The sequence below is a fragment of the Mesorhizobium helmanticense genome (assembly GCF_003034915.1).
Taxonomy (GTDB): Bacteria; Pseudomonadota; Alphaproteobacteria; order Rhizobiales; family Rhizobiaceae; genus Mesorhizobium; species Mesorhizobium helmanticense.
The window spans coordinates 211,823-235,025 of sequence record NZ_PZJX01000018.1; the positions used below are offsets into that span (position 1 = coordinate 211,823).

The following is a 23,203-nucleotide window of genomic DNA, read 5'->3' on the forward strand; positions in this document are numbered from 1 at the left end:
ACAGGCATGACAATCCGCCCGCCCGTGATCGAGATCACCGCGGCCCAGAAAATGTTCGGCTCCTTCCAGGCGCTGAGCGACATAGACCTGTCCATCGAACAGGGCGAGATCGTAACCTTGCTCGGCCCCAGCGGTTGCGGCAAGACAACCCTGATGCGGCTCATAGCCGGTTTCGAGGCGGTGACCGCCGGTTCCATCAAGATCGATGGCCGGGATTGTGCCGGCCAACCTCCCGAGCGGCGGCCGGTAAACATGGTCTTCCAGCGCTATGCGCTTTTCCCGCATCTCGATGTGTTCGAGAACGTCGCCTTCGGCCTCAAGGTCAAGGGCACGCCCAAGGCGGAAATCCGCGAGCGGGTTCAGCGCATGCTGCACATCGTTCAGCTCGACAGCTTCGCCAACCGCTATATCAACGAGTTGAGCGGCGGCCAGAGCCAGCGCGTGGCGCTCGCCCGTGCGCTGGTCAATGGCCCGAAAGTCCTGCTGCTCGACGAGCCGCTCGCCGCGCTCGATCTGAAGATCCGTCAGCACATGCTGGTCGAGATGAAGCGCATTCATGCCCAGACCGGCGCCACCTTCGTCTACGTCACGCACGACCAGGACGAGGCGATGATCCTGTCGGATCGCGTCGTTCTCATGGAGAAGGGCCGCATCGTGCAGATCGACCGGCCCGAATCCATGTACGCGGCGCCGAAATCGCTGTTCGCCGCCAAATTCCTTGGCGAGACCAATTTGTTCGAGGCGGCAGTGGCAGGCGATGACGCTTCCGCCAGGACGGCCGTCACCGGATCGGGTCTACGCTTTCACAGCTCCATCGTTCCAGCCGGAGAATTGCGCGGCAAGGTGATCGTCTCGATTCGACCGGAATCCTTCCGCTTCAACCGGGACAATGACACCACGCAATCGGCGATCGGGCAGGTCGAGGATGTCATCTTCATAGGCAGCAGGTCGTTCTACACCATCCGTCTCGCTGATGGTGTCCGCGTTCGTGTCCAGGTTCAGCGCAGCACGCGCACAAGCCTGCCGAAACCGGGTGAGAATACGGAAATTTTCTGGGACTCCGACAACGTCGTCATCCTTCCGCAATCCTGAACGACCTTTCCCCGTCAGCGCTCCAGGCAAATGGCGACGCCAAGCCCGCCGCCGATGCAGAGTGAAGCGAGGCCGCGCTTTGCGCCGCGCTTGCGCATTTCGTGCAGCAGCGTGACGACGATGCGGCAGCCGGAGCCGGCCAGCGGATGGCCGAGCGCGATCGCGCCGCCATTGACGTTGATCAGGCCGCTGTCCCAGCCCATCTCGCGATCGACCGCAATGGCCTGCGCGGCAAAGGCCTCGTTGATTTCGAGCAGGTCGAGGTCGGATGCCGTCCAGCCGGCCTTGTCCAGCGCCTTGCGCGAGGCCGCCACCGGCCCTAGCCCCATCTCCATCGGCTCGACGCCGGCCGAGGCGTAGGCGGCGATGCGCGCCAGCGGCGTCAGGCCGAGCTCGTTCATGCGCTTTTCCGAGACCACCATCACCGCCGCGGCGCCATCGTTGAGCCCGGACGAATTGCCGGCCGTGATGGTGCCGTCCGGGTCGAAGACCGGCCGCAAACGGGACAGGGTTTCCAGCGCCGAGTTGGGATTGGGATGCTCGTCGGTTGCGATGACAAGGTCCCCGCGCTTCGCTGAGACCGTGACCGGCACGACCTCGCCGGCGAAGCGCTCGGCGGCGATCGCCGTGGCCGCTTTTTCCTGCGAGGCCAGCGCGAAGCGGTCCTGCTCGTCGCGTGTGACCTGATAGCGCCGCGCCAGGCCTTCCGCCGTCACCCCCATATGCACCTGGTTGGGTGCATCCCACAGGCCGTCGACGATCATCGAATCCTTGATCTCGTGGTCGCCCATCCTGACGCCGCGGCGCGCGCCGTAGATCAGATGCGGTGCTTCCGTCATCGAGTCCTGGCCGCCGGCAATGACGATGTCGGCATCGCCGCAGCGTATCGCTTGCGCGGCAAGATGGATCGACTTCTGCCCCGCGCCGCAGACCTTGTTGACGGTCATCGCCGGCACGCCGACCGGAATGCCGGCCTTCAGCGCCGCCTGCCGGGCAGGGTTTTGTCCCGCGCCTCCGGTCAGCACCTGGCCCATGATGACTTCGCCGATCGCGTCGCCTTCGATGCCGGTCTCTTGCAGCAGCGAGCCGATCACCGCGGCGCCGAGGTCGGCGGCAGCGATGCCGGCGAAGGCGCCGTTGAGCTTGCCGATCGGCGTGCGTCTGGCGGCAACAATGAACACATCCTGCATGCGCTTCCGGCTCCCTTGCCAAGACGAACTAGCCCATCCGGGCTTCTTGACATTCTGGTTATAACCAATATTCTAGCTGGTGTCGGGTGCACAGCCAAGAGCGAAAACGCCAAACGAATTTCCGGGAGGACCAGAATGACATCCAGCGTGCTTTGGACGCCGGCTTCGGCCGCGTTCAAAAACTGCGGCCTTGCGCGTTTCGCTGCTGAAAACGGCTTCGATCCGCATGACTACGAGTCGCTGCATCGCTGGTCGATTGGCGAAAAGGGCGCCTTCTGGCGCGCCGTCTGGGAGTTTGCCGGTGTCATCGGCGATCCGGGCGCGATTGCGTTCCGCGCCGATCCGTCGGCGCCGATGACCGGCAGTGCCTTCTTTCCCGAGGCCAGCCTCAACCTTGCCGAGAATCTGCTGCGCGGCGATGACGACGCACTTGCCATCGTAGAGGCCGACGAAACCGGACATTTCCGCAACTACAGCCGTGGCGAATTGCGGATCATGGTCGCCCGCACCGCGCATGGCCTGAAGGCTGCCGGTGTCGGGCGCGGCGACCGGGTCGGCGGCATCCTGCCGAACCGCATCGAGGCGCTGGCGGCGCTGCTCGCCACGCTGTCCATCGGCGCGGTATGGTCATCCTGCTCGCCGGATTTCGGCGTCTCGGCCATCCTCGACCGGCTCGGCCAGATCGAGCCGAAGGTGCTGTTCGCCACGCCGCGCTACCGCTATGGCGGCGGGGACCACGATATTGCCGGCCGGCTTGGCGAGATCGCCGCCGGCATGCCGGGCCTGACGACGCTGGTGATCTGCGGCGACCAAGCCACGGTGCAGGCTCCGGCCGGCATTTCCTGCATCGGCTTCGACGCATTTGGCAGGGAAGGGGACCTCGCCTTCGAACGCGTGCCGTTCTCGCACCCGGCCTATGTCCTCTACACCTCAGGCACTACGGGCGCCCCAAAGGCCATCGTGCATTCCACCGGCGGTGTCCTGCTCCAGCACGTCAAGGAACATCTGCTGCACGGCGATGTCCGGCCGGGCGACATCATGAGCTGGTACACCAACACCGCCTGGATGATGTATCACTGGCTAATCTCCGGCCTCGCCTGCAATGCGGCGGTCGTGCTGTACGACGGCGCGCCGATCTTGAAATCGCCAGGCGGTCTTGACCCAAGCCCGCTCTGGCGTGTCGCCGAACGGGCTGGCGTCACCCATTTCGGCATCAGCCCGAAATATCTGGCGACGCTCGCCGACGAGCACTACGCGCCTGGCACCAGGCACGATCTGTCGGCATTGCGCTCGCTGCTGTCGGCCGGCGCGCCGGTTTCATCAGGCCAGTTCGACTGGGTCTACGAGAACGTCAAGCGCGACATGATCTTCGCCTCGATCTCCGGCGGCACCGAGATCATTGGCTGCTTCCTGCTTGGTTCGCCGCTGCATCCGGTGCGCAGGGGCCATCTGACCGTCAAGGGGCTCGGACTGGCGGTCGCGGTGATGGACGAGCGCAACGCGCCTGTTGTCGCCACCCAGGGCGATCTCGTCTGCACCGAGCCGTTCCCGTCGATGCCGCTGACCTTCTGGGGCGAGGGCGGCGACGAACGCTACCATGCCACCTATTTTGCCGCGCGCCGCGAAATCTGGACACATGGCGACATCGCCGAGATGACGGTGCATGGCTCGGCCATCGTCCATGGCCGCTCCGACACCACGCTCAAACCCGGCGGTGTCAGGATAGGCACCGCCGAGATCTACGCGGCCTGCGAGAAATTCCCGGAGATCGAGGACTGCCTGGTGTTCGGCGCGCCGATCACCGGCGACGAGGAAATCCTGCTCTGTCTGAAGCTGAAAGAGGGCGGCACACTCACCGCGGATCTCGCCCAGCGCATCCGCAAGCATATCCGCGACCAGGCCTCGCCGCGCCATGTCCCGCATCGCATCCATGCCGTCTCGGCCATTCCCTACACGCTGAACGGTAAGCGGGTGGAGGGCGCCGCCCGCACGGTCATCGAGGGCAAGGTGGTGAAGAACCTCGGGTCGCTAGCCAACCCGGAGGCGCTTGACGAATACCGGCTCCTCGACCGGAGCCAGGCGGCATGAGCGCGACACGATCACGTGGCGCCATTGCCGGCATCGGCGAGTTGAAACCAACCCGGCGCACCGAAGGACGCACGACGCTGGAGATGATCGCCGAAGTTTCCAGGCTCGCCGTCCTCGATGCCGGGCTAGAGCCCGGTCACATTGACGGGCTGCTGGTCGGGCCGCAGGTCGGCGAGACGCCGCAGCATGTGCCGGCGACCGTTGCCGAATATCTCGGCCTCAAACCCGACATGGCCAATGTCGTCGATCTCGGCGGCGCCTCCGGCGCCGGCATGGTCTGGCGGGCGGCAGCGGCGATCGAGGCCGGCATGTGCGAGGCGGTGCTGTGCGTGCTGGCCAACACCCGCGAGGAAGTGCCGGCCCGTTCGCCCAACCGCAACCCGATCCGCGAATTCGACGTGCCGTTCGGCGCGTCGGGCGCCAACATTTCCTATGCGCTGCTGATGCAGGCGCATATGGCCGAGCATGGCTCGACGCCGCGGGATTTCGCCGCGATCGCCGCCTGGGCGCGCAGCAACGCGCAGCTCAATCCCGATGCAATCTTCTACGGCAAGCCGGCCGATGTCGATGATGTGCTGGCCTCGCCCATGGTCGCCTCGCCCTTGCATCTCCTGGAAATCGTCATGCCGGTCGCCGGCGGCGAGGCAGTCGTCGTCGTCTCGGCCAAGTGCGCGCGGCAATTGGCAAAGCCTGCCGTGCATCTTCTGGGCGCCGGCGAGAAGGTGACGCACCGCGCCGTTTCGCAGGCGCCGAGCCTGACCTCCGGGCCGCTCAAGCCGGCGATGGCGCGCGCTTTCGCGCAGTCGGGCACGCGTGCCGACCAGATGAGCCTTTTGTCGCTCTATGATTGCTACACGATCATGGTGGCGGCGACGATCGAGGATGCCGGCCTCTGCGCTCCAGGGCAGTTCGGGCGCTGGGTCCGCGACCACGATCTCGGTCCCTCCGGCGATGCGCCGCTGAATACCCATGGCGGCCAGCTCGGCTTCGGTCAGCCCGACCTTGCCGGCGGCATGACCCATGTCGTGGAAGCGGTGCGGCAACTGCGCGGCGAGGCGACCGGCCGGCAGATCGCCAACGCCAGACTGGCTCTTGTCACCGGCAATGGCGCGACGATGAGCGAGGCGACGGCGCTGGTGCTGGGAGCCGATCAATGAGCGCCGATCTCGATCTCTTGAAGACGCCGGGACCGACCGTCACCGCGCTGACCGCGCCGTTCTGGCAGGCGGCAGCCGAGGGGCGGCTGCTCATTCAGTCCTGCGAGGCCTGCGGCAAGGCGGTGTTCTATCCCAGGCCGATCTGCCCGCATTGCTGGAGCGACCGCCTCGCCTGGCGCGAGGCTTCCGGCCGCGGTCGGCTGAAGTCTTTCTCGGTCGTGCACAAGCCCGGCCATCCCGGCTGGCTGCCGGCGGCTCCCTATGTCGTCGGCCTTGTCGAGCTCGAGGAAGGCCCGACCATGTTGAGCTTCATCGTGGCCGACGAAGCCGCCTGCGCCGTCGGCCAGCCGCTTGTGCTGGCGCCGACGCGGATCGGCGGCCGCCTGCTGCCCGCTTTCAAACCGTCGGCCGGTGCCGGCTCAACCAGACAACCCAACCATAGAGGGAACACGCCCATGAGCACAGAGACCAAGGACGGCTGGATCGGCGTCATCAAGGGGCGGCCGCAAGTCGGCGCCTTCGCCGAGCGTTCGCGGCGCACGCGGCTGGAGGACATCGAGGCGTTCACCGAAATGACCGGCGACCGCAATCCGCTGCACTACGACAAGGCGCTGGCCGAGGCGTCGGTCTTCGGCAAGCTGATCGTCCAGGGCGGCGTCACCTCGGGCATCCTCAATGCGCTGGTGGCGGAAGACCTTCCCGGCCCGGGCACGGTGTTCCTCGAAGTCGGCTGGAAATTCGTCAAGGCTGTCGGCGTCGACGAAATGATCACCGGCCGCGTCGAGATCAAGGAGGTGCGACCCGACAAGCCGATCTGCAAGATCGAGACCTCGGTGCGCAACGAAGCCGGCGACATCTGCCTGACCGGCACCGCGACGGTGTTCACCGTGCCGCTGGCCAGGGCCTGAGCGACGGGATGGCGCTCTCGCGGGCCATTCCCAGCGCAATGCACGGCATCGACGATGCGCAGCGCTGGAGCGTGCTTGCCTTGCTATGCCTCGCGGTGGTGCTGTCGCTGACCACCTGGTTCTCGGCAACCGCGATCACGCCCGAGCTGAAGGCGGCGTGGCACCTGTCCGGCGCCATCGAGGCCTGGCTGACCAATGGCGTGCAGATCGGCTTCGTCGCCGGCGCGCTGGCGTCGAGCCTGGTCAATCTGCCCGACATCGTCAGGCTGAACCGGCTGATGGCGCTCTCCGCCCTGCTGGCCGCAGCCGCCAATGCCTGCCTGCTGCTGCAGCCGGAGCCGGTCGGCCTGGTCTGCGCCCGCATCCTCACCGGCGTCGCGCTTGCCGGCGTCTATCCGCCCGCCCTGAAGCTTGTTTCGACATGGTTCGTGCGGGGCAGGGGGCTGGCGCTCGGCGCCGTCATCGGCGCGCTGACGCTGGGCTCGTCGCTGCCGCATCTGTTTCGCGCGCTGAGCGGCGCGCTCGACTGGCAATTGGTGGTTATCGCCGCGACCGTGGCGACTATCGTCGGCGCTGCGATATTCTGGTTCTTCGCCGGCGAGGGGCCGTATCCCTTCGGCAAGGCGGTCTTCGATCCCCGTCAGATCGGCGCGGTCTTCCGCGACAGGCCGCTGGTCCTCGTCAACATCGGCTATCTCGGCCATATGTGGGAGCTCTACGCCATGTGGGCCTGGCTGCTTGCCTATGCCCGCGCAGCGCTCGAAGCGCAGCAGGTTTCGCCGGCCATGGCGTCGCTGCTGACGTTCTGCGCAATCGCCGCCGGTGTCGGTGGCTGCCTGCTCGGCGGCGTGCTTTCCGACCGTTTCGGCCGTACCTTCACCACATCAGGCCTGATGCTCGTTTCCGGCCTCTGTGCGCTGCTGATCGGGTTTGTCTTCGATGGGCCGCTTTGGCTGTTTGCAGTGGTCGCGATTGTCTGGGGCATTTCGATCATCGGTGATTCGGCGCAGTTTTCGGCGGCGGTGACCGAGCTCGGCGACCGGCGCTTTGTCGGCACGGCGCTGTCCGTCCAGCTCGGGCTCGGCTTCGCGCTGACCGTGCTGGTGATCTGGCTGGTCCCGCATGTCGCTTCGCTGCTCGGCGGCTGGCGCTGGGCGTTCCTGCTGCTGGTGCCGGGACCATTCATTGGTGCGGCGGCGATGCTTGCCCTACGGCGTCTGCCGGCGGCCGCGAAGATGGCTGGCGGCAAGCGCTAGGTTCGGTCCGCCTTGCCGGCTCACAGGGATGGTTCACTGCCGGGCTTGATTTCTCGCGCAAAGATTGAGTGTATCAGGCACGGCGATGATGCTAGTGCCCGGTTTTGCCGGTCGAGAGTTCAAGGTGGGTGGATGCTGAAGACCCGGGGAAGACCGCGCTACGACCAGGAAGACGCAGAGGCTGCGGAAGCCTTCCGCGATATTGGCGCGAAGATCCAGCTCAACCGCGATAACGCCGCGCCGCTCTGGGTGCAATTGCGCAACCAGATCGAGGAAGCGATCAACACCGGCGTGCTGGCCGCCAATTCGCGCATTCCGTCCGAACAGGCGCTGTGCGATTTCTTCGGCGTGTCGCGCCCCGTGGTGCGGGCCGCCATCGGTTCGCTGTCCAATGGCGGCCGCGTCATCAAGATGCCGCGCAAGGGCATGTTCGTGGCGGCGCCGCGCGAGCATGTCGACTTCATGACCTCGAACCTCTCAGTGTTCGGGGATTTGACGGCCAAGGGCCATGTCGTTTCGACCCGCACTTTCGAGTTCTACCGCTGCCCGCCCAGCGAAAAGGAAAGCAGCGTCTTCGGCATACCCGAGACCGGCAGCGTCGTGCGCATCGGCCGCGTCTACATGACCGACGGCGCGCCGATCACGCTCACCCATATCAGCCTGCCCGGCCATAAGGTGCCGGGGCTGGAGACCGTCGACATCGAGAACCAGTCGGTCTTCCAGACGATCAGGGAGCGCTATGGCCTGACGGTGCTGCGGGCCGAGCGCTGGTTCACGGCCGCAATGCCGACGCTGGAGGAAGCGGAGCGGATGGGCGTGGCGCCGACCACGCCGCTGATCTCGATCGAATCGATTGCCTACGATGCCGATGGCGCCGCGCTCGAATATTACCAGGCGCTCTACAACTCGTCGGTGGCGCGCATCCACATGTCGATCGAGCAGAGCAGCGCGACCAACGCATAGGGATGCCAAGGCAACACATTGCCGATTTGCCCAGCTTGCAGAAATATTATTTCTGGTAATAACCAGATTGACATGAGCGTGGAACGACCTTAGGATTTGCTCATGCCGTCATCCCCCGGGGGTGGCGGGAGGAGTTTTCGGAAGATCGGATCTGAGGCGTCGCCGCGATGGCTGGCGACGGGCGCAAAGCTGTTGCCTTGCGCGAGGCGGAGCCGTGTTCCGGCGCGGAGGAAGAGTATGGATTACAGGCGTCAACTGGATCTCGATGGCGAGATAGCCGTGGTTACCGGCGGCGCGCGCGGCATCGGCTTCGAGGCAGCCAAGGCGCTTGGCTCCTGCGGCGCGCATGTCGTGTTGATCGACCTCGACCAGGGCGTGCTGGACGCGGCGGTTGCCGCGCTTGCGGATGCGGGTGTCACCAGCGTCTCGACAAGGCCGCTCGACGTCACCGATCCGGATGCGTTGGAAGCCGCCGCCACCGATCTGGCGGCAGAATTGGGAAAGATCGACATTCTCGTCAACAGCGCCGGCATTGCCCGCCTCAATTCGGCGCTCGACACGCCCGACGAGGAATGGCGGCTGGTCATGGACATCAACGTCAACGGCGTCTACTGGGCCTCGCGCGCCTTCGGCCGCCACATGGTGGCGAAGGGCAAGGGCAGCATCGTCAATCTCGGCTCGATGTCGGGCCTGATCGTCAACCGTCCGCAAAGTGCGGCGTCCTACATGGTCAGCAAGGGTGCGGTCCACATGCTGACCAAGGCGCTCGCCGTCGAATGGGCGCCGATGGGCGTGCGCGTTAACGCGCTCGCCCCCGGCTATGTCGCCACCGACATGACACTGAAAATGCGCGACCGCCCCGAACTCTTCAATGTGTGGATGGACATGACGCCGATGGCGCGCTGCGGCGAGCCACAGGAGATCGCCTCGGCGATCCTGTTCCTGGCGTCGCCAGCCTCGAGCTACGTCACCGGCGCGATCCTGTCGATCGACGGCGGTTATACGGCCTGGTGATGGGTCGGCAAGCAATGGGAAATTACATGTCGGCAGACACCGAAATACGCCAGTCGATCATCGACGCCTGCATCGAGATGAACAGGGTCGGCATCAACCAGGGCACGTCAGGCAACATCAGCGTGCGCCATGGCGAAGGCATGCTGATCACGCCGACCAGCACGCCTTACGCGACGCTGAAGCCGCAGGATATCGTGTTCATGAACTGGGCCGGCGACGTCGAAGGCAGGCTCGACGCTTCAAGCGAGTGGCGCTTCCACCTCGACATCCTCAAGGCGCGGCCGGAGGTCAACGCGATCGTCCATGCCCATCCCAATTATTGCACGACCATCGCCATCATGGGCAGGAAGATCCCGGCGATCCACTACATGATCGCCATTGCCGGCGGCAGCGACATACGCTGCGCCCCTTACGCGACCTTCGGCACGGCCGAGCTTTCGGTCAACGCGGTCGCAGCACTCGAGGGCCGCAAGGCCTGTCTTCTGGAGCATCACGGCATGATTGCCGTCGGCACGTCCCTCGACAACGCCATGTGGCTGGCGGTCGAGGTCGAGACGCTGGCGCGGCAATATCATGGCTGTCTGCAGATCGGCGAGCCGCCTGTGCTCTCGGATGAGGAGATCGAGAACGTGATCGGCAGGATGGCCAGCTACGGCCATCGCGATGCCGATGCCGCATGAGCGTTTCGAACGAATTGCCGGATCGAACCGGTGAGGTCCTTCAGAGCGGGTTCTGAGGGTTATTGAAGGCAAAAGTGGAGGAAACCAATGTCCAACAAACAAAGCAGATCACACGGCATTCTCAAGACGGCGGCCATCGCGCTGGCGGCTGCGTGCAGTCTCCAGTTCGTCCTGTCCGCCGCGCAGGCGCAGGAGCTTTCCCTCAAGGGCAAGCGCATCGGCGTTTCCATCGTCGGCACCGACCATTATTGGGATCTGATGGCGTTCCGCGGTATCCAGGACGAGATCAAGGCGCTTGGCGGCGAGGCGATCGCGCTCGACGCCGGCCGCAAGGACCAGCAGCAGATCGCACAGTTGCAGACGCTGATTGCCCAGAAACCCGACGCCATCGTCGAGGTGCTCGGCAATCTCGAAGTGCTGAACCCGTGGCTGGCCAAGATCCGCGAGGCCGATATTCCGCTGTTCACCGTCGATACGGCGACGCCCCATGCGATCAACAACACCACTTCGAACAACTACAATATCGGTGCCGAAATCGCCCTGCAGATGGTCGCCGACATGGGCGGCAAGGGCAACGTTCTCGTCTTCAACGGCTTCTACTCCGTGCCGGTCTGCAAGATCCGCTACGACCAGATGAAATATGTGCTGTCCTCGTTCCCGGACGTGAAGATCGTCGAGCCGGAACTGCGCGACGTCATCCCGAACACGGTCCAGGCGGCCTATTCCAACATCACCGACATGCTGACCAAGTCGCCTGAGAAGGGCTCGCTCAACGCGGTCTGGGCGTGCTGGGACGTGCCGCAGATCGGCGCCACCCAGGCCGCCGAGGCCGCCGGCCGGCAGGAGTTGAAGACCTATGGCATCGACGGCAGCCCGGAAGTCATCAAGATGGTGATGGACGCGAAGTCGCCGGCCGCCGCCGTCGCCGCCCAGCAGCCCTACGAGATCGGCAAGACCTCGGTGCAGAACGTGGCCAAGTTCCTGGCCGGCCAGAAGGTTCCGCCGTTCACCTTCGTGCCTGCCGTGCTCATCAACAAGGAGAACGCCGCCGTCACCGGCAAGCCGTTCCTTGATGCTGCCGAGAAGGCCGGCGTGAAATAAGGCCTCCCAAGCCTCATGCCGTTCGGGCCGCGCCGCTTCGGCGGCGCGGCCTCCGGGGAGCGCCACGCGCCGGATTCGACGCGCACGACGCGCTCCCGTATTTTCAAACCTGCGCATGCAGCCGATCCCGGTTTCAGGCGTCATGCGCAAAGAGTACAGCGCAAGGAGCAGGGCATGACCGCGCAACCCGCCGCAGCTCAAATCGCCATCTCGATGACCGGCATCTCCAAGCGCTTTGGTCCGGTCCAGGCGCTTCACGATGCCGACCTGGAAGTGGCGCGCGGCACCATCCACGGCCTCGTCGGCCAGAATGGTGCCGGCAAGTCGACGATCATCAAGGTGCTGGCCGGCATATTGAAGCCCGACAGCGGCACGATATCAGTCAACGGCGAGACCGTCGGCAATCTGACCCCATCCTCAGTCGAACGGCTCGGCGTCCATTTCATTCACCAGGACCGCCTGCTGGTGCCGACCGCCACGGTTGGCGAGGCGGTGTTCCTGCGCCATGAACTCGGCTTCGGCCCCTTCGTCAGCCGCCGTTCGATGAACCGGCGCGCCGCCGAACTCCTGAAGCGCTATTTCGACCTCGAACTCCCCGTGGGCATCCTGGTGCAGGACCTGACCACGGCGCAGCAGAAGATCGTCCAGATCACCCGCGCGCTGGCGCAGAAGGCCTCGGTGCTGGTGCTCGACGAACCGACGGCGGCACTCGTCAAGCGTGAGGTCGACAGCCTGTTTGCTGTGCTGCGCCGGTTGCGTGATGATGGCATCGCGGTGATCTTCATTTCGCACTACATGCAGGAGATCGAGCAGCTCTGCGATCGCGTCACCGTGATGCGCAACGGCACCGATGTCGGCACCGTCGATCCTGCTCAGACGCCGATCGACGAGATCATCGCCATGATGATAGCGCGCGATGTTGGCGAGATGTTTCCGAAGCGCTCGGTCGAGATCGGCGCGCCGATGCTCGAAGTCTCGCATCTCGGCATGGCTGGCAGTTTCGAGGACATCTCGTTCTCGGTGCGCCGCGGCGAGATCGTCGGGCTGACCGGCCTGCTAGGGTCCGGCGCCAAGGAAATCGTGCAGTGCCTGTTCGGGCTGGATCGCGCTGAGCGCGGCTCGGTCAAGGTCGAGGGCAAGACCTTGTCGCTGTCCTCGCCGGTGCACGCCGTCCAGGGCGGTATCGCCATGCTGCCGGAGGATCGCCGCGCTCACGGCGTGGCCATTGATCTCTCGGTGCGTGAGAACATCAGCCTCGCCAGTCTCGGCCGCTACAGCGGCAGCGGCTTCGTCAAGCGGCGGCAGGAGAACCAGGCGATCGACGGGCTGATCCGCGAATTGTCGATCAAGACGCCCGGCCGCGACACGCTGGTGCGCCAGCTCTCCGGCGGCAACCAGCAGAAGGTGGCGATCGCTAAATGGTTGAGCTGCCAGTCGCGCGTCTACATCCTCGACGAGCCGACCGTCGCCGTCGATGTCGGCGCCAAGGTCGAGATCTACAATCTCTTGAACCGGCTGGCCGGTGAGGGCGCCGCCATCCTGATGCTGTCGTCCGACCTGCTCGAACTGGTCGGCGTCTGCGACCGCGTGCTCGTCGTCTATCGCGGCAGGCTCGCCGGCGAATTCTCTGGCGCCGAGCTCGACGGCGACAGGCTGCTTGCCGCCTCTTCCGGTGCCCGCATCGCCAAGGCGGAGGCCTTCTCATGACCGCAACAACGATGAAAGCCGCCGGCACGGACACCGCGCAGAGCGAGAAGCAGCCGCGCGTGCAAAACACCGGCAAGCGCCTCGGGGCGGCCGCCGTGCGGCTCGGCGCCATCGCCACCTTCGCGCTCATCCTGCTCTATTTCGCGCTGTTCGCGCCGGGCTTCCTGTCCTCCTTCAACCTCATCAACGTCGTCGAACAATCGGCGATCCTCGGCGTGCTCGCCTTCGGCATGGCCGTGGTCATCATCGGCGGCGGTTCGAACGTCACCGAAGGCGGCATCGACCTGTCGATCGCGGCCAATATGGGCCTGTGCGCCGCGGTGTTCGCCACCGTGCTGCAGGCCGGCTATCCCGATGCCGTGGCGCTGCTTGCGGCCATCGCCTGCGGCATTGCGGTGGGCACGCTGAATGCGGTGGCCGTCGTCGGCCTCGGCATCCTGCCGCTGCTGGCGTCGCTGGCGGTGATGAACATCGCCGCCGGCGCCGAACTGACGCTGACGCAGAACACGGTGGTCGGCGCCGCCTCGCCGCTGCTCGCCTTCCTGGTCTCGGGCAGCTTCCTCGGCATTTCGGCGCTTGCCTGGTGCCTGATCCTGTTTTCCGCCATCATGCTCGTCTTCATCCACAAGACGACCTTTGGCCTCCGGCTCTACGCCGTCGGCGGCCATCCGGAAGCAGCGCGCGCCGCCGGCATCAATGTGCCGCTGCATGTCGGCTTCACCTATCTGTTCTCAGGCTTTTGCGCGGCCATCGCCAGCGTGCTGGCGGTGTCGCGGCTCAGCGCCAGCACGCCCGGCTCCGGCGAGATGCTTCTGTCGGTCTTGGCCGCCGCCCTGCTCGGCACGGTCTTTTCCCGGCGCCTGGTGCCGACCATTGGCGGCACGCTGCTCAGCGTGCTGTTCATCGGCTTCCTTGCCAATGGCTTCCAGCTGCTCAACGTGTCGAGCTACTGGGTCAATGGCGTGCAGGGCGCGCTGATCCTGCTGGTCGTCGCCGTCACCTCATTCGCCCGCGGACCGGAGGCATCTCGATGAGCGTTTCGCACGACACAGGCGCCTCTGGCGCGCAAAGGCTCGGCGGCTTCATCGCCAGCTACAGCGTCGTCATCACCTTCCTGGCGATCTGCCTGTTCTTTGCCGTCGCCAGTCCGACCTTCCTCACCGGGGCCAACCTCTACAACGTGCTGGTCAACAATGTGGTGATGCTGGCCATCGTCGCGCTCGGGCTCACCATCGTCATCTCGTCGGGCGGCATCGACCTGTCGGTCGGCGTCTCCGTCGACATGGCCTCGATGGTGTTCGTCATGCTGCTTGCCGCCGGCTATGGCGGCGTCTTCGGCGTCACCGTCGGGCTGTTGGCGGCCGTCGCCGTCGGCGTGCTCAACGCCATCCTGATCACCAGGCTGAAGATCAGCCCGTTCCTGGCGACGCTCGGCGTGCTGTTCATCGGCCAGAGCACGCAGCAACTTGCAACCAGCGGCGGCCAGCCGATCTACCTGATCACCGGCTATGCCGGCGACCAGTTCAACGCCATCGCCAGGACCGCACTGCTCGGCGTGCCGACGCCGGTGCTGGTGCTGATCGCCTGCATCGTCGTCGTCTATCTCCTGCTGCATCGCTCCGTCTTCGGCCGCGCCGTGCAGGCCATGGGCGCGCAGCCGGGCGTCGCCTGGTATTCGGGCCTCGCCGTGCCGCGTCAGCAGTCGCTGGTCTATATCGGCTGCGCGCTGCTCTGTGGCATCACCGGCATCCTGTTGTCGGCGACGGTGAAGTCCTACGTGCCGCTGTCGGGCAACGCCTTCCTGCTCGACGCCATCGGCGCCACCTTCATCGGCACGACGCTCAGCGCCGAGCGCCGGCCGACGGTCGTCGGCACGCTGCTTGGCGTGCTGCTGCTCGCCGTGGTCAAGAACGGGCTGCTGCTCATCGGCTGGAACTTCTACTGGCAGCAGGTCGGTATCGGCGTGCTCGTCTTCCTGGTGCTTGCCGTGAGCTTCGGCCTGCGCCGCGCGCGCCAGTAATTTTCCGCCTCTTCGTCAAAGGATTTTTCCACCATGCCCAGCTTCGATGTCAGTTCGGTCGGCTTCTACGTGCTCGACATTCTCGGCCGCCCGGTCTCGCGCATTCCGGAAGGCGGCAGGGCCGACTATATCGAGGAGATCCGCATGACCGTTGCCGGCACCGCCGGCGCGACGGGAATGGACTGCGCCATCCTCGGCCTGAAAACGCAGGCCGTGACCACGCTCGGCACCGACGACATGGGCGACTGGTTCGTCGCCAAGTTGCAGAAATACGGTCTCGACTGCGGCCTGGTCCGCCGTGACGGCAGCGTGCAGACCTCCTCCACCATCCTGCCGGTTCGCCCCAATGGCGAGCGGCCGGCTCTGCACGTGCCGGGCACGGCTACGGTGTTCCGCGTCGCCGACGAGGATCTCGACGCCGCTCTCGACGCGACCGTCGTCCATGTCGGCGGCACCGGCCTGCTGAAAAGCTTCGACGGCGAGCCGACGGTGCGCCTGCTCAAACGCGCCAAGGAGCTCGGCCGCACCACCACCTTCGACCTCATCCAGGCAACGCCGGAAACGATCGCCTTCGTCGAGCCGTGCCTGCCCTATATCGACTATTTCGTGCCGAGCATCGACGAGGCCAGCGAAATGGCGCACGAGGCCGATCCGGCCAAGGTTGCCGCCTACTTCAAGTCGAAGGGCGTCAGGAACTGTCTGCTCACGCTAGGCGGCGAAGGCGTCTATGTCGCGCCGGAAAACGGCAAGCCGTTCCATCTGCCGGCCTTCGATATCGAGGTCGTCGACACCACCGGCTGCGGCGACAGTTTCACCGCCGGTATCATCGTCGGCATCGTGAGGGGATGGGATCTCGAACGCTCGGCGCGCTTTGCCTCGGCGGTCGCGGCGAAAGTCGCGATGGGCCTCGGCTCGGACGGCAAGCTCGTCTCCTTCGACGACACTATCGCCGCGATGAATTCCCTTCCGGTCAAGGCGCCTGCGCGCACCTCAGCCCACGCCTGACAGCAGCATTTCGAAAGGACTTTTTTCCATGAGCAATTCAAAAGTCGGCACGGTCGCCTTGGTCACCGGCGCCAGCCGCGGCATCGGCCGGGCGCTTGCCGTCGGGCTGGCGCAGTTCGGCTATGATGTCGCGGTCACCGACCTGCCGGCGCAGGCGAAGGAACTCGACGTCACGCGCGCCGAGATCGAGGCCACCGGCCGCAAGGCCTATGTCTACACGATGGACGTCAGCTGCAAGAAAGAGGTCGAGGCGACTGCGGCAGCGCTGCTCGGGGACGCGGGTCGCATCGACGTGCTGGTCAACAATGCCGGCATCCTCAAGCCCAGCCTGCTGCAGGATCTCGACGAGGCCTCGTGGGATGCGCATTTCGACGTCAACGCCAAGGGCGTGCTGTTGATGTGCCAGGCGGTGCTGCCGCATATGCGGGCGCGCAAATCCGGCCGCGTCGTCAACATCGCTTCCATCGCCGGGCGCCAGGGCGTGCCGACGCAGGGCCATTACGCCGCGACCAAGGCGACCGTGATCACGCTGACCCGCGTGCTGGCGCAGGAAGTCGGCATGGACGGCGTCACCGTCAACGCCATCTGCCCCGGCATCATCCTGACCGAGATGGGCAAGAACAATCTCGGCAGCGACGAAGCCATCCGGCACTGGGAAGAGGTCGCGGCGCTGAAACGTCTCGGCTACCCCGAGGATATCGTCGGACCGGTGTGCTTCTTCGCTTCGGAGCAGTCAGCCTTCGTCACCGGCCAGGCGCTCAACGTCTGCGGCGGCATCTACTTCCACTAGCTAAGCGATAGTTTTTGGGCTCTGACCCCAAAAGCTCCGCACGGAACGTTGTAATCAGCGCGCGGCTTCGCGCAGCACGAATTTCTGGATCTTGCCGGTCGCCGTCTTCGGCAATTCGCGGAAGACGAAGCGTTTCGGGACTTTATAGCCGGCCAATCTGGAACGGCAGAATGCGACCAGCTCCTGCGTCCCGACCTCTTTGCCCGCCTTGGTCTCGATGAAGGCGCATGGCACCTCGCCCCATTTCTCGTCCGGCATGGCAACGACCGCTGCCAGCAGGATGGCGGGATGCTGGTGAAGCACATTCTCGATCTCCAGGCTGGAGACGTTTTCGCCGCCCGAGATGATGATGTCCTTCAACCGGTCCTTGATCTCGATGGCGCCGTCCGGGTGCACGATGGCGAGGTCGCCGGTGTGGAACCAACCGCCCGAAAACGCACTCTCGCTCGCCGCCGCGTCGCGATAATAGCCTGCCATCAGCGTGTTGCCGGAAAGCTGGATCTCGCCCATGGTCTTGCCGTCGGCCGCCACCGGCATTCCCTGCTCGTCGGCGACCCGCACTTGGCTCGCCGTAATATGCCGCACGCCCTGTCGCGCCAGGAATGCGGCCTTTTCTCCAGCGCTTGCCGTCGCCAGGCGACCAGGCAGTTCGCACAGCGTCGCCGGACCGTAGGATTCGGTGAGGCCGTAGAGATGGACGAGGTCGACGCCCAGCGTATCGAGCTGTTCGATCAAGGTGCTGGTTGGCGACGCGCCGCCGGTCGCGACCGTGACGCGCTTTTCCAGGGCGCCGGCAGGGCGCCCGGGATGGTTGAGCAGCATGTAGAGCACCACCGGGGCGCAGGAAAAATGCGTCACAGCGTGGGTCTTGAGGGCGCCGAACACCAGATCCGGATCGATCCGGTCGAGGCAGACATGCAGGCCGCCCGCGGACGTCACCGCCCAGGTGTGGCACCAGCCGTTGCAATGGAACATCGGCAAGGTCCAGAGATAGACCGTGTCGCGGTCGAAGCCGAGCGCCATGACATTGCCCAGCGCATTGAGATAGGCGCCCCGGTGATGGTAGACGACGCCCTTGGGCCGCCCGGTCGTGCCTGACGTGTAATTGAGGCAGATCGGCTGCCATTCATCGGCAACGCCTGATATTTCGAAGCGGTCTTCTGCGGGATCACCGGCCAGGAGATCGAGCCTGTCCTCGTTGCTGTCTTCACTTTCCGCCAACAGCACGACGCGCGTGTTGGCGAGGCGCCCGGCTTGCCGTGCAATGTCGATGCTTCCAGGGTCCGCCACGATGATGTGGCTGCCGGAATGGTCGAGTATGTAGGCGACGGTCTCGGCATCAAGCCGGGTGTTGATGCTGTTCAGCACCGCGCCGATGGAAGGCACTGCATAATGGGCGGCCAGCATCTCCGGCCGGTTGGAGCACATGAAGCTAACCACGTCGCCAGCCCCGATCTCCTGCCTTCCGAGCCAGGCGGCAAGCCGCGCCGCGATGCCGCCGAATTGCCGGTAGGTCCAGCGCCGATCGTTCCAGGCGATTGCCGGGCGGTCCGGATGGACTGCCACGGCACGCGCCAGGAAATCCGCGGGGGTGAGCGGATGGAAATTCGCCGGCCGGCGCGAAAGATGCGGCTCTACCTGCATGCCCTGATCATCTACGGCTTCAGTGTCTCGACGAACCAGTCCCGCGCCATCGCCGCCGCCACCTTCACCTTGGACTGGTCCGAATAGAGCGTCATGTGCGAGGTGTGCGGCAGCACTTCCAGTTTCTTCTTCGTCGACGGGATCTGGTTGAAGGCGCCGATTTCAAGATCCCACAATGTCAGATCGTCGCCCTCGGCCACAATCATCAGCGTCGGCGTGTTATAGATGCGCTTCACGAATGGCCCGACATCGTAATTCATCAACAGGTCGACCGACTCGACCGTGCTGCGGTTCTCGTAAAGCGGCGCTTCCGAGGCCTTGATGGCCATGAAGGTGCGCACGGTTTCCGGGAACGGCCAGGCCGAGACTTCCTCTGCCGAATTTTCGGTCGCATGCGGCAGATAGAGCTGTTCGCCGGGCTTTTCATAGCGGAGCTTGCGATCCCTGAGCACGAGATCCCACAGCGCCCGGTATTCCATCGTTCCGTGCGCGCGGCGCATGTTCTCGTAGCCGTCGATCACCGGGATCTGGCTGACGATGGTTTTTACGCGCGGGTCGATGGCGGCGAGGATAAGAGCATGGCCACCCGAGTAGGAAATACCCCAGACGCCGATGCGGTCGGGATCGACATTGTCGTGACGCTCGAGGAAGCTGATGGCGTTCTGGTAGTCGCGGATCTGCTGCCAGGGATCCAGATGCTGCCGGTTGTCGCCATCGCTGACGCCCAGGTTGCGGTAGTCGAAGATCAGCGCATTGATGCCCGCATCGGCGAATGCCTGGGCGTATGTCGGCATGACGATCTCGCGCACATAGCACCAGCCGCCGGCCAGCACCACGGTCGGCGCGCGCTTCGATGTGTTGGCCAGATACAGCCAGCCCCGCACGGTCGTGCCTTCGGACTTGAATTCGACGTCCACTCGTTTGGTCATAAGATTTCCTCTGCTAGTCAATCGATTGCATTTGGGGTTGAAATTTTCGCGCGCGGCATATCCGTCAGCTCCGGTAGCAGACGGTGCGCGCCGCCTCGGCGATGCGTGCCGCATTGGGGATGAGTTCGCGTTCCAGTGCGGAATTGTAGGGCATCGGCACATCGGCCATCCCGACGCGCGCCACCGGCGCGTCGAGCCAGTCGAAGGCGTTCTCCATGATCAGCGCCGAGATCTCGGCGCCGAAGCCATGCGTGGTCCAGCCTTCATGGGCGACGACGCAACGGTTGGTCTTGCGCACCGAGGCAAGGATCGTCTCGCTGTCCAGTGGCCGCAGGCTGCGCGGATCGATCACTTCAGCCTCGATGCCGTCGCGCGCCAGATCGCGCGCCGCCGAAAGGGCGACGTCCACCATCGCCATCGTCGCGACGATGGTCACGTCCTTGCCCGGCCGGCGGATGGCCGCCTTGCCGATCGGCAAGGCATAGGGCGCCTCCGGCACCGGGCCGCGGCTCTGCTGGTAAAGCAGCTTGTGCTCGATGAAGACGACCGGATTGTCGTCGCGGATCGCCGCCGCCAGCAGGCCCTTGGCATCGTAGGGATTGGAGGGCGCCAGCACCACCAGCCCGGGGATATGGGCGAACCAGGTCTCCAGCGACTGCGAATGCTGGGCGCCGAGGCGGATACCGCCGCCCTGCGGTCCACGGATCACCAGCGGGATGCGTGCTTCGCCGCCCAGCATGAAACGCAGCTTCGCCGCCTGGTTGACGACCGCGTCCATCATATGGGTGATGAAGTCGAAGAACTGCACCTCCACGATCGGTCGCAAGCCGGTCAGCGCTGCACCGACGGCGGCGTTGGCGATCACGTTCTCCGAAATCGGAGTGTCCCGCACACGCTCGGTCCCGAACGCCTGCTGCAGGCCTGCCGTGCACTGGAACAGGCCGCCGATCCGGCCGACATCCTCGCCGAGCACGATGACGCTTTCGTCGCGCGCCATCTCCTGGTGCATGGCTTCGCGCACCGCCTCGACATAGCCGAGCTGGCGTGACCCGGCTTCCGGCTCGGCGGACGCGGCCAAGGGCGGCGCCATGACGGCCGGGAAAAGGATGTCCATCGCCGGTTCCGGCGCCTGCCCGGCAGCGGCGATCGCCTGTTCGATCTCGGCGTCGGCCTTCGCGGCGATGGCATCGATGCGCTTCTGGTCCACCTGCCGCTGCCTGAGCAGCGCCGTCATCTTCAGGATCGGGTCGCGCCGGCGCCATTCTTCTTCCTCGGCCTCGGGACGGTAGCGCGGCAGGTTGGTGCGCATCGAATGATCGCCGGAGCGATAGGTCATCGCTTCGATGAGGCTCGGGCCTTCGCCGGCGCGCGCCCGTTGCACGGCGATGCCGAGGGCATCCCGCACGATGACGGCGTCGTTGCCGTCGATGGTCTCGCCCGGCATGCCATAGGCGGCGGCCCGGGTGGAAATCCTTGGAACGGCGGAAGCCTGCTCGACCCCCAGCGAAAGCCCGTAGCCATTGTTCTCGCAGACGAAGATGACCGGCAGCTTCCAAAGTGCTGCGAGATTCAGGGATTCGTGGAAAATCCCTTCATTGGCGGCGCCATCGCCGAAGAAGGCGACGCACACCTGTCTGGTGCCGCGGATCGTTGCCGACAGTGCCGCGCCGGTGCCGATGCCGAGCCCGGCGCCGACGATGCCGTTGGCGCCGAGAATGCCACGATCGAGTGCTGCGATATGCATGGAGCCGCCGAGCCCGTGGCCGTAGCCGGTGATGCGGCCGAACAGCTCGGCCATCATCTTGCCGGTGTCGGCGCCCTTGGCGATGCAGTGGCCATGGCCGCGATGGTGCGAGACGATGTAGTCGTCATCGTCGAGCACCGCGCAGGCGCCGACCGCGATCGCCTCCTGGCCGACGCAGGAGTGCGCCGTGCCCTTGATGACGCCCGACTTGAACAGCTCCGCCGCCCGCTCCTCGAAGCGGCGGATGCGCCACATGTCGAGAAAATAGGTTTCAAGCTCGGTGGTCTCCAGCATGGGAGACACCGCAGCCGAAACCGCACTTTCCCGACGCGCCATGCTCATGAAAAGAGGCTCATGTGAACAGGCAACCGCCATTGACGTCGATGGTGGCGCCGGTCAGGTACGAGCCGTCCGGTCCGGCCAGGAAACTGATCGCCGAGGCGATCTCCGACGGATAGGCGGCGCGGCCAAGCGGGATCTTGTCCCACTCCGTCTTCTTCATCTCCTCGAAGCTCACGCTGCGCTTCTCGGCCTCCTCGCGCAACGCGTCGAGATGCATGGAGGTCGCGACATTGCCGGGCGCCACGGAATTGACCCTTATGTTGTCGGCCGCGAGCTCCGCCGCCGCCGTATGGGTCAGCGAGATGACCCCGGCCTTGGAAGCGCAATAGGCGCCGAAAAAGCCATGGCCGCTTTTGCCATACCAGCTCGAAACCGTGACGATCGAAGCGCCTTTTGCCGCGCGCAGCGCGGGAATGAAATGCTTCATCAGGAACACATTGGCGCGCAGATTGACGTTGAAGACGCGGTCCCACTCGGCAATGTCGAGCGTCTCGATCGAGCCGACCTGCTGCAGCACGCCGGCAACCAGGCCGAGGAACTTCAACGGCGCGCCGATCGAGGCGACCGCGGCGTCGATGGCGCCATACTGGTCGGGGTTGGTGATGTCGGCGGCGACGCCGACCACCTTCTGCCCGTCCTTGGTCTTTATTCCCTTGGCGACCTCGGCCACATTGTCGAACTGGTCGACGAGCACCAGCGACCACCCGTCGGCGGCGAGCCGTTCGGCCGTCGCCCGTCCGATGCCACCGGCGGCGCCGGTCAAGACTCCTGTCTTCGCGCTCATTGCAGGATCATCCCGCCGTCGATCAGCAGCACCTGACCGGTCATGTAGTCGGATTGTGGCGACCACAGGAAGCGCACGGTGCCGACGACATCGGACGGCTTGGCGACCCGGCCAAGCAGGATCTGGCTGGCCAGTGAATTCATCGCTTCGCCCGGCGCCTTGCTGGCGCCCATCGCCAGCAGGTCGGCGTCGAGCTTCTCCCAGAGCGGCGTATCGACGACGCCCGGACCGAACGCATTGACCGTGATGCCCTTGCCGGCGAGCGCCCGCGCGCCGGCCTGCGTCAGGCTGATGACGACGGCCTTGCTGGCGGAGTAGGGGGCGAAGTCGGCAAAGCCGGTGCGGCCGGCGATGGAAGCGGTGTTGATGATCTTGCCCTTGATCCCGCGCTCGATCATCGCCTTGGCGGCCTCCTGGATGCCGATCAGCACGCCAAGCGCGTTGACGTCCATGATCGCATGCCAGGTCTTTTCGCTGGCCTCGAGGAAGGGCTCCGGCTTGTTGAAGCCGGCATTGTTGATCATGACGTTGATGCCGCCGAATTCCTTGCAGCAGGCGGCGACCGCCGCCTTGACTTCGTCGCGCTTGGTGACGTCGACCTTGCTGAAGACGACGCGCCCGGCATGATCCTTCGACAATTCCTTGACGGTCTGCTCGCCGACGGCCGGATCGATGTCGGCGATGACCACGCCGTAACCGTCCTTCAGCAACGCGGTCGCGATTTCCCTGCCGATGCCTCGCGCGGCGCCCGTGACGACGGCGCCGCCTCTGTTGTTCTCACTCATCCCG

General features: G+C 65.3%; 20 protein-coding genes. 14 read left to right on the forward strand and 6 right to left on the reverse strand.

Annotated features, from left to right (window positions below; all coding sequences use genetic code 11):
• Positions 1-6: 6 nt before the first annotated feature.
• Positions 7-1,092 (forward strand): ABC transporter ATP-binding protein, encoded by a 1,086-nt coding sequence (locus C9427_RS08670; protein ID WP_107648705.1) that lies wholly within the window; start codon positions 7-9, stop codon positions 1,090-1,092.
• A gap of 14 nt (positions 1,093-1,106) precedes the next feature.
• Here the strand turns inward: C9427_RS08670 and C9427_RS08675 are convergent, their stop codons facing one another.
• Positions 1,107-2,282 carry an acetyl-CoA C-acetyltransferase gene (locus tag C9427_RS08675; protein WP_107648706.1) on the reverse strand — a complete coding sequence of 392 codons (1,176 nt, stop codon included), beginning with the start codon at positions 2,280-2,282 and terminating at the stop codon, positions 1,107-1,109.
• Between the two features lie 135 nt (positions 2,283-2,417).
• On the opposite strand from C9427_RS08675, the gene C9427_RS08680 reads away from it, so the two are divergent.
• The 13 genes from C9427_RS08680 to C9427_RS08745 all read left to right on the forward strand — a co-directional run bounded on the left by C9427_RS08680 (position 2,418) and on the right by C9427_RS08745 (position 16,971).
• Complete coding sequence (locus tag C9427_RS08680) at positions 2,418-4,370, forward strand: acetoacetate--CoA ligase (protein ID WP_107648707.1); 1,953 nt, start codon at positions 2,418-2,420, stop codon at positions 4,368-4,370.
• Positions 4,367-5,527: a thiolase family protein gene (locus C9427_RS08685; RefSeq protein WP_107648708.1), complete on the forward strand. Its 1,161-nt coding sequence runs from the start codon at positions 4,367-4,369 to the stop codon at positions 5,525-5,527. Before C9427_RS08680 ends, C9427_RS08685 begins: the two co-directional genes overlap by 4 nt.
• Positions 5,524-6,435, forward strand: a complete 912-nt coding sequence (locus C9427_RS34730; protein ID WP_245437033.1) for an OB-fold domain-containing protein — start codon at positions 5,524-5,526, stop codon at positions 6,433-6,435. The genes C9427_RS08685 and C9427_RS34730 overlap by 4 nt, the downstream gene beginning before the upstream one ends.
• A gap of 8 nt (positions 6,436-6,443) precedes the next feature.
• Positions 6,444-7,691, forward strand: a complete 1,248-nt coding sequence (locus tag C9427_RS08700) for an MFS transporter (protein ID WP_245437034.1) — start codon at positions 6,444-6,446, stop codon at positions 7,689-7,691.
• Positions 7,692-7,823: 132 nt separating this feature from the next.
• Positions 7,824-8,654 carry a GntR family transcriptional regulator gene (locus C9427_RS08705; protein WP_107648710.1) on the forward strand — a complete coding sequence of 277 codons (831 nt, stop codon included), beginning with the start codon at positions 7,824-7,826 and terminating at the stop codon, positions 8,652-8,654.
• A 237-nt stretch (positions 8,655-8,891) separates the two neighbouring features.
• Complete coding sequence (locus C9427_RS08710) at positions 8,892-9,668, forward strand: SDR family NAD(P)-dependent oxidoreductase (RefSeq protein ID WP_107648711.1); 777 nt, start codon at positions 8,892-8,894, stop codon at positions 9,666-9,668.
• Positions 9,669-9,694: 26 nt separating this feature from the next.
• On the forward strand, positions 9,695-10,348 hold the full coding sequence (locus C9427_RS08715) for an L-fuculose-phosphate aldolase (RefSeq protein ID WP_107648759.1): 654 nt from the start codon (positions 9,695-9,697) through the stop codon (positions 10,346-10,348).
• An 87-nt stretch (positions 10,349-10,435) separates the two neighbouring features.
• The gene (locus C9427_RS08720) at positions 10,436-11,449 is read left to right on the forward strand and encodes a sugar ABC transporter substrate-binding protein (RefSeq protein ID WP_107648712.1); all 1,014 of its coding nucleotides are present in this window, start codon (positions 10,436-10,438) and stop codon (positions 11,447-11,449) included.
• Between the two features lie 174 nt (positions 11,450-11,623).
• The gene (locus C9427_RS08725) at positions 11,624-13,156 is read left to right on the forward strand and encodes a sugar ABC transporter ATP-binding protein (protein WP_245437035.1); all 1,533 of its coding nucleotides are present in this window, start codon (positions 11,624-11,626) and stop codon (positions 13,154-13,156) included.
• Positions 13,153-14,190, forward strand: a complete 1,038-nt coding sequence (locus C9427_RS08730; RefSeq protein ID WP_107648713.1) for an ABC transporter permease — start codon at positions 13,153-13,155, stop codon at positions 14,188-14,190. The genes C9427_RS08725 and C9427_RS08730 overlap by 4 nt, the downstream gene beginning before the upstream one ends.
• The gene (locus C9427_RS08735; RefSeq protein ID WP_107648714.1) at positions 14,187-15,176 is read left to right on the forward strand and encodes an ABC transporter permease; all 990 of its coding nucleotides are present in this window, start codon (positions 14,187-14,189) and stop codon (positions 15,174-15,176) included. Before C9427_RS08730 ends, C9427_RS08735 begins: the two co-directional genes overlap by 4 nt.
• A gap of 33 nt (positions 15,177-15,209) precedes the next feature.
• Positions 15,210-16,181: a carbohydrate kinase family protein gene (locus tag C9427_RS08740; protein WP_107648715.1), complete on the forward strand. Its 972-nt coding sequence runs from the start codon at positions 15,210-15,212 to the stop codon at positions 16,179-16,181.
• Between the two features lie 28 nt (positions 16,182-16,209).
• Entirely contained in the window at positions 16,210-16,971 is a 762-nt protein-coding gene (locus C9427_RS08745; protein WP_107648716.1) for an SDR family NAD(P)-dependent oxidoreductase, read from the forward strand.
• A 54-nt stretch (positions 16,972-17,025) separates the two neighbouring features.
• Here the strand turns inward: C9427_RS08745 and C9427_RS08750 are convergent, their stop codons facing one another.
• From C9427_RS08750 to C9427_RS08770, 5 genes are all read right to left on the reverse strand, one after another.
• Positions 17,026-18,615, reverse strand: coding sequence for an AMP-binding protein (locus C9427_RS08750; RefSeq protein ID WP_107648717.1), 1,590 nt, complete (start codon positions 18,613-18,615; stop codon positions 17,026-17,028).
• 11 nt (positions 18,616-18,626) lie between these two features.
• Positions 18,627-19,544, reverse strand: coding sequence for an alpha/beta hydrolase (locus C9427_RS08755; RefSeq protein ID WP_107648718.1), 918 nt, complete (start codon positions 19,542-19,544; stop codon positions 18,627-18,629).
• A gap of 64 nt (positions 19,545-19,608) precedes the next feature.
• Positions 19,609-21,630: an alpha-ketoacid dehydrogenase subunit alpha/beta gene (locus C9427_RS08760; protein ID WP_245437036.1), complete on the reverse strand. Its 2,022-nt coding sequence runs from the start codon at positions 21,628-21,630 to the stop codon at positions 19,609-19,611.
• A 10-nt stretch (positions 21,631-21,640) separates the two neighbouring features.
• Positions 21,641-22,414: an SDR family NAD(P)-dependent oxidoreductase gene (locus tag C9427_RS08765; protein WP_107648720.1), complete on the reverse strand. Its 774-nt coding sequence runs from the start codon at positions 22,412-22,414 to the stop codon at positions 21,641-21,643.
• Positions 22,411-23,199: an SDR family NAD(P)-dependent oxidoreductase gene (locus tag C9427_RS08770; RefSeq protein ID WP_107648721.1), complete on the reverse strand. Its 789-nt coding sequence runs from the start codon at positions 23,197-23,199 to the stop codon at positions 22,411-22,413. Before C9427_RS08770 ends, C9427_RS08765 begins: the two co-directional genes overlap by 4 nt.
• Positions 23,200-23,203 lie beyond the last annotated feature (4 nt).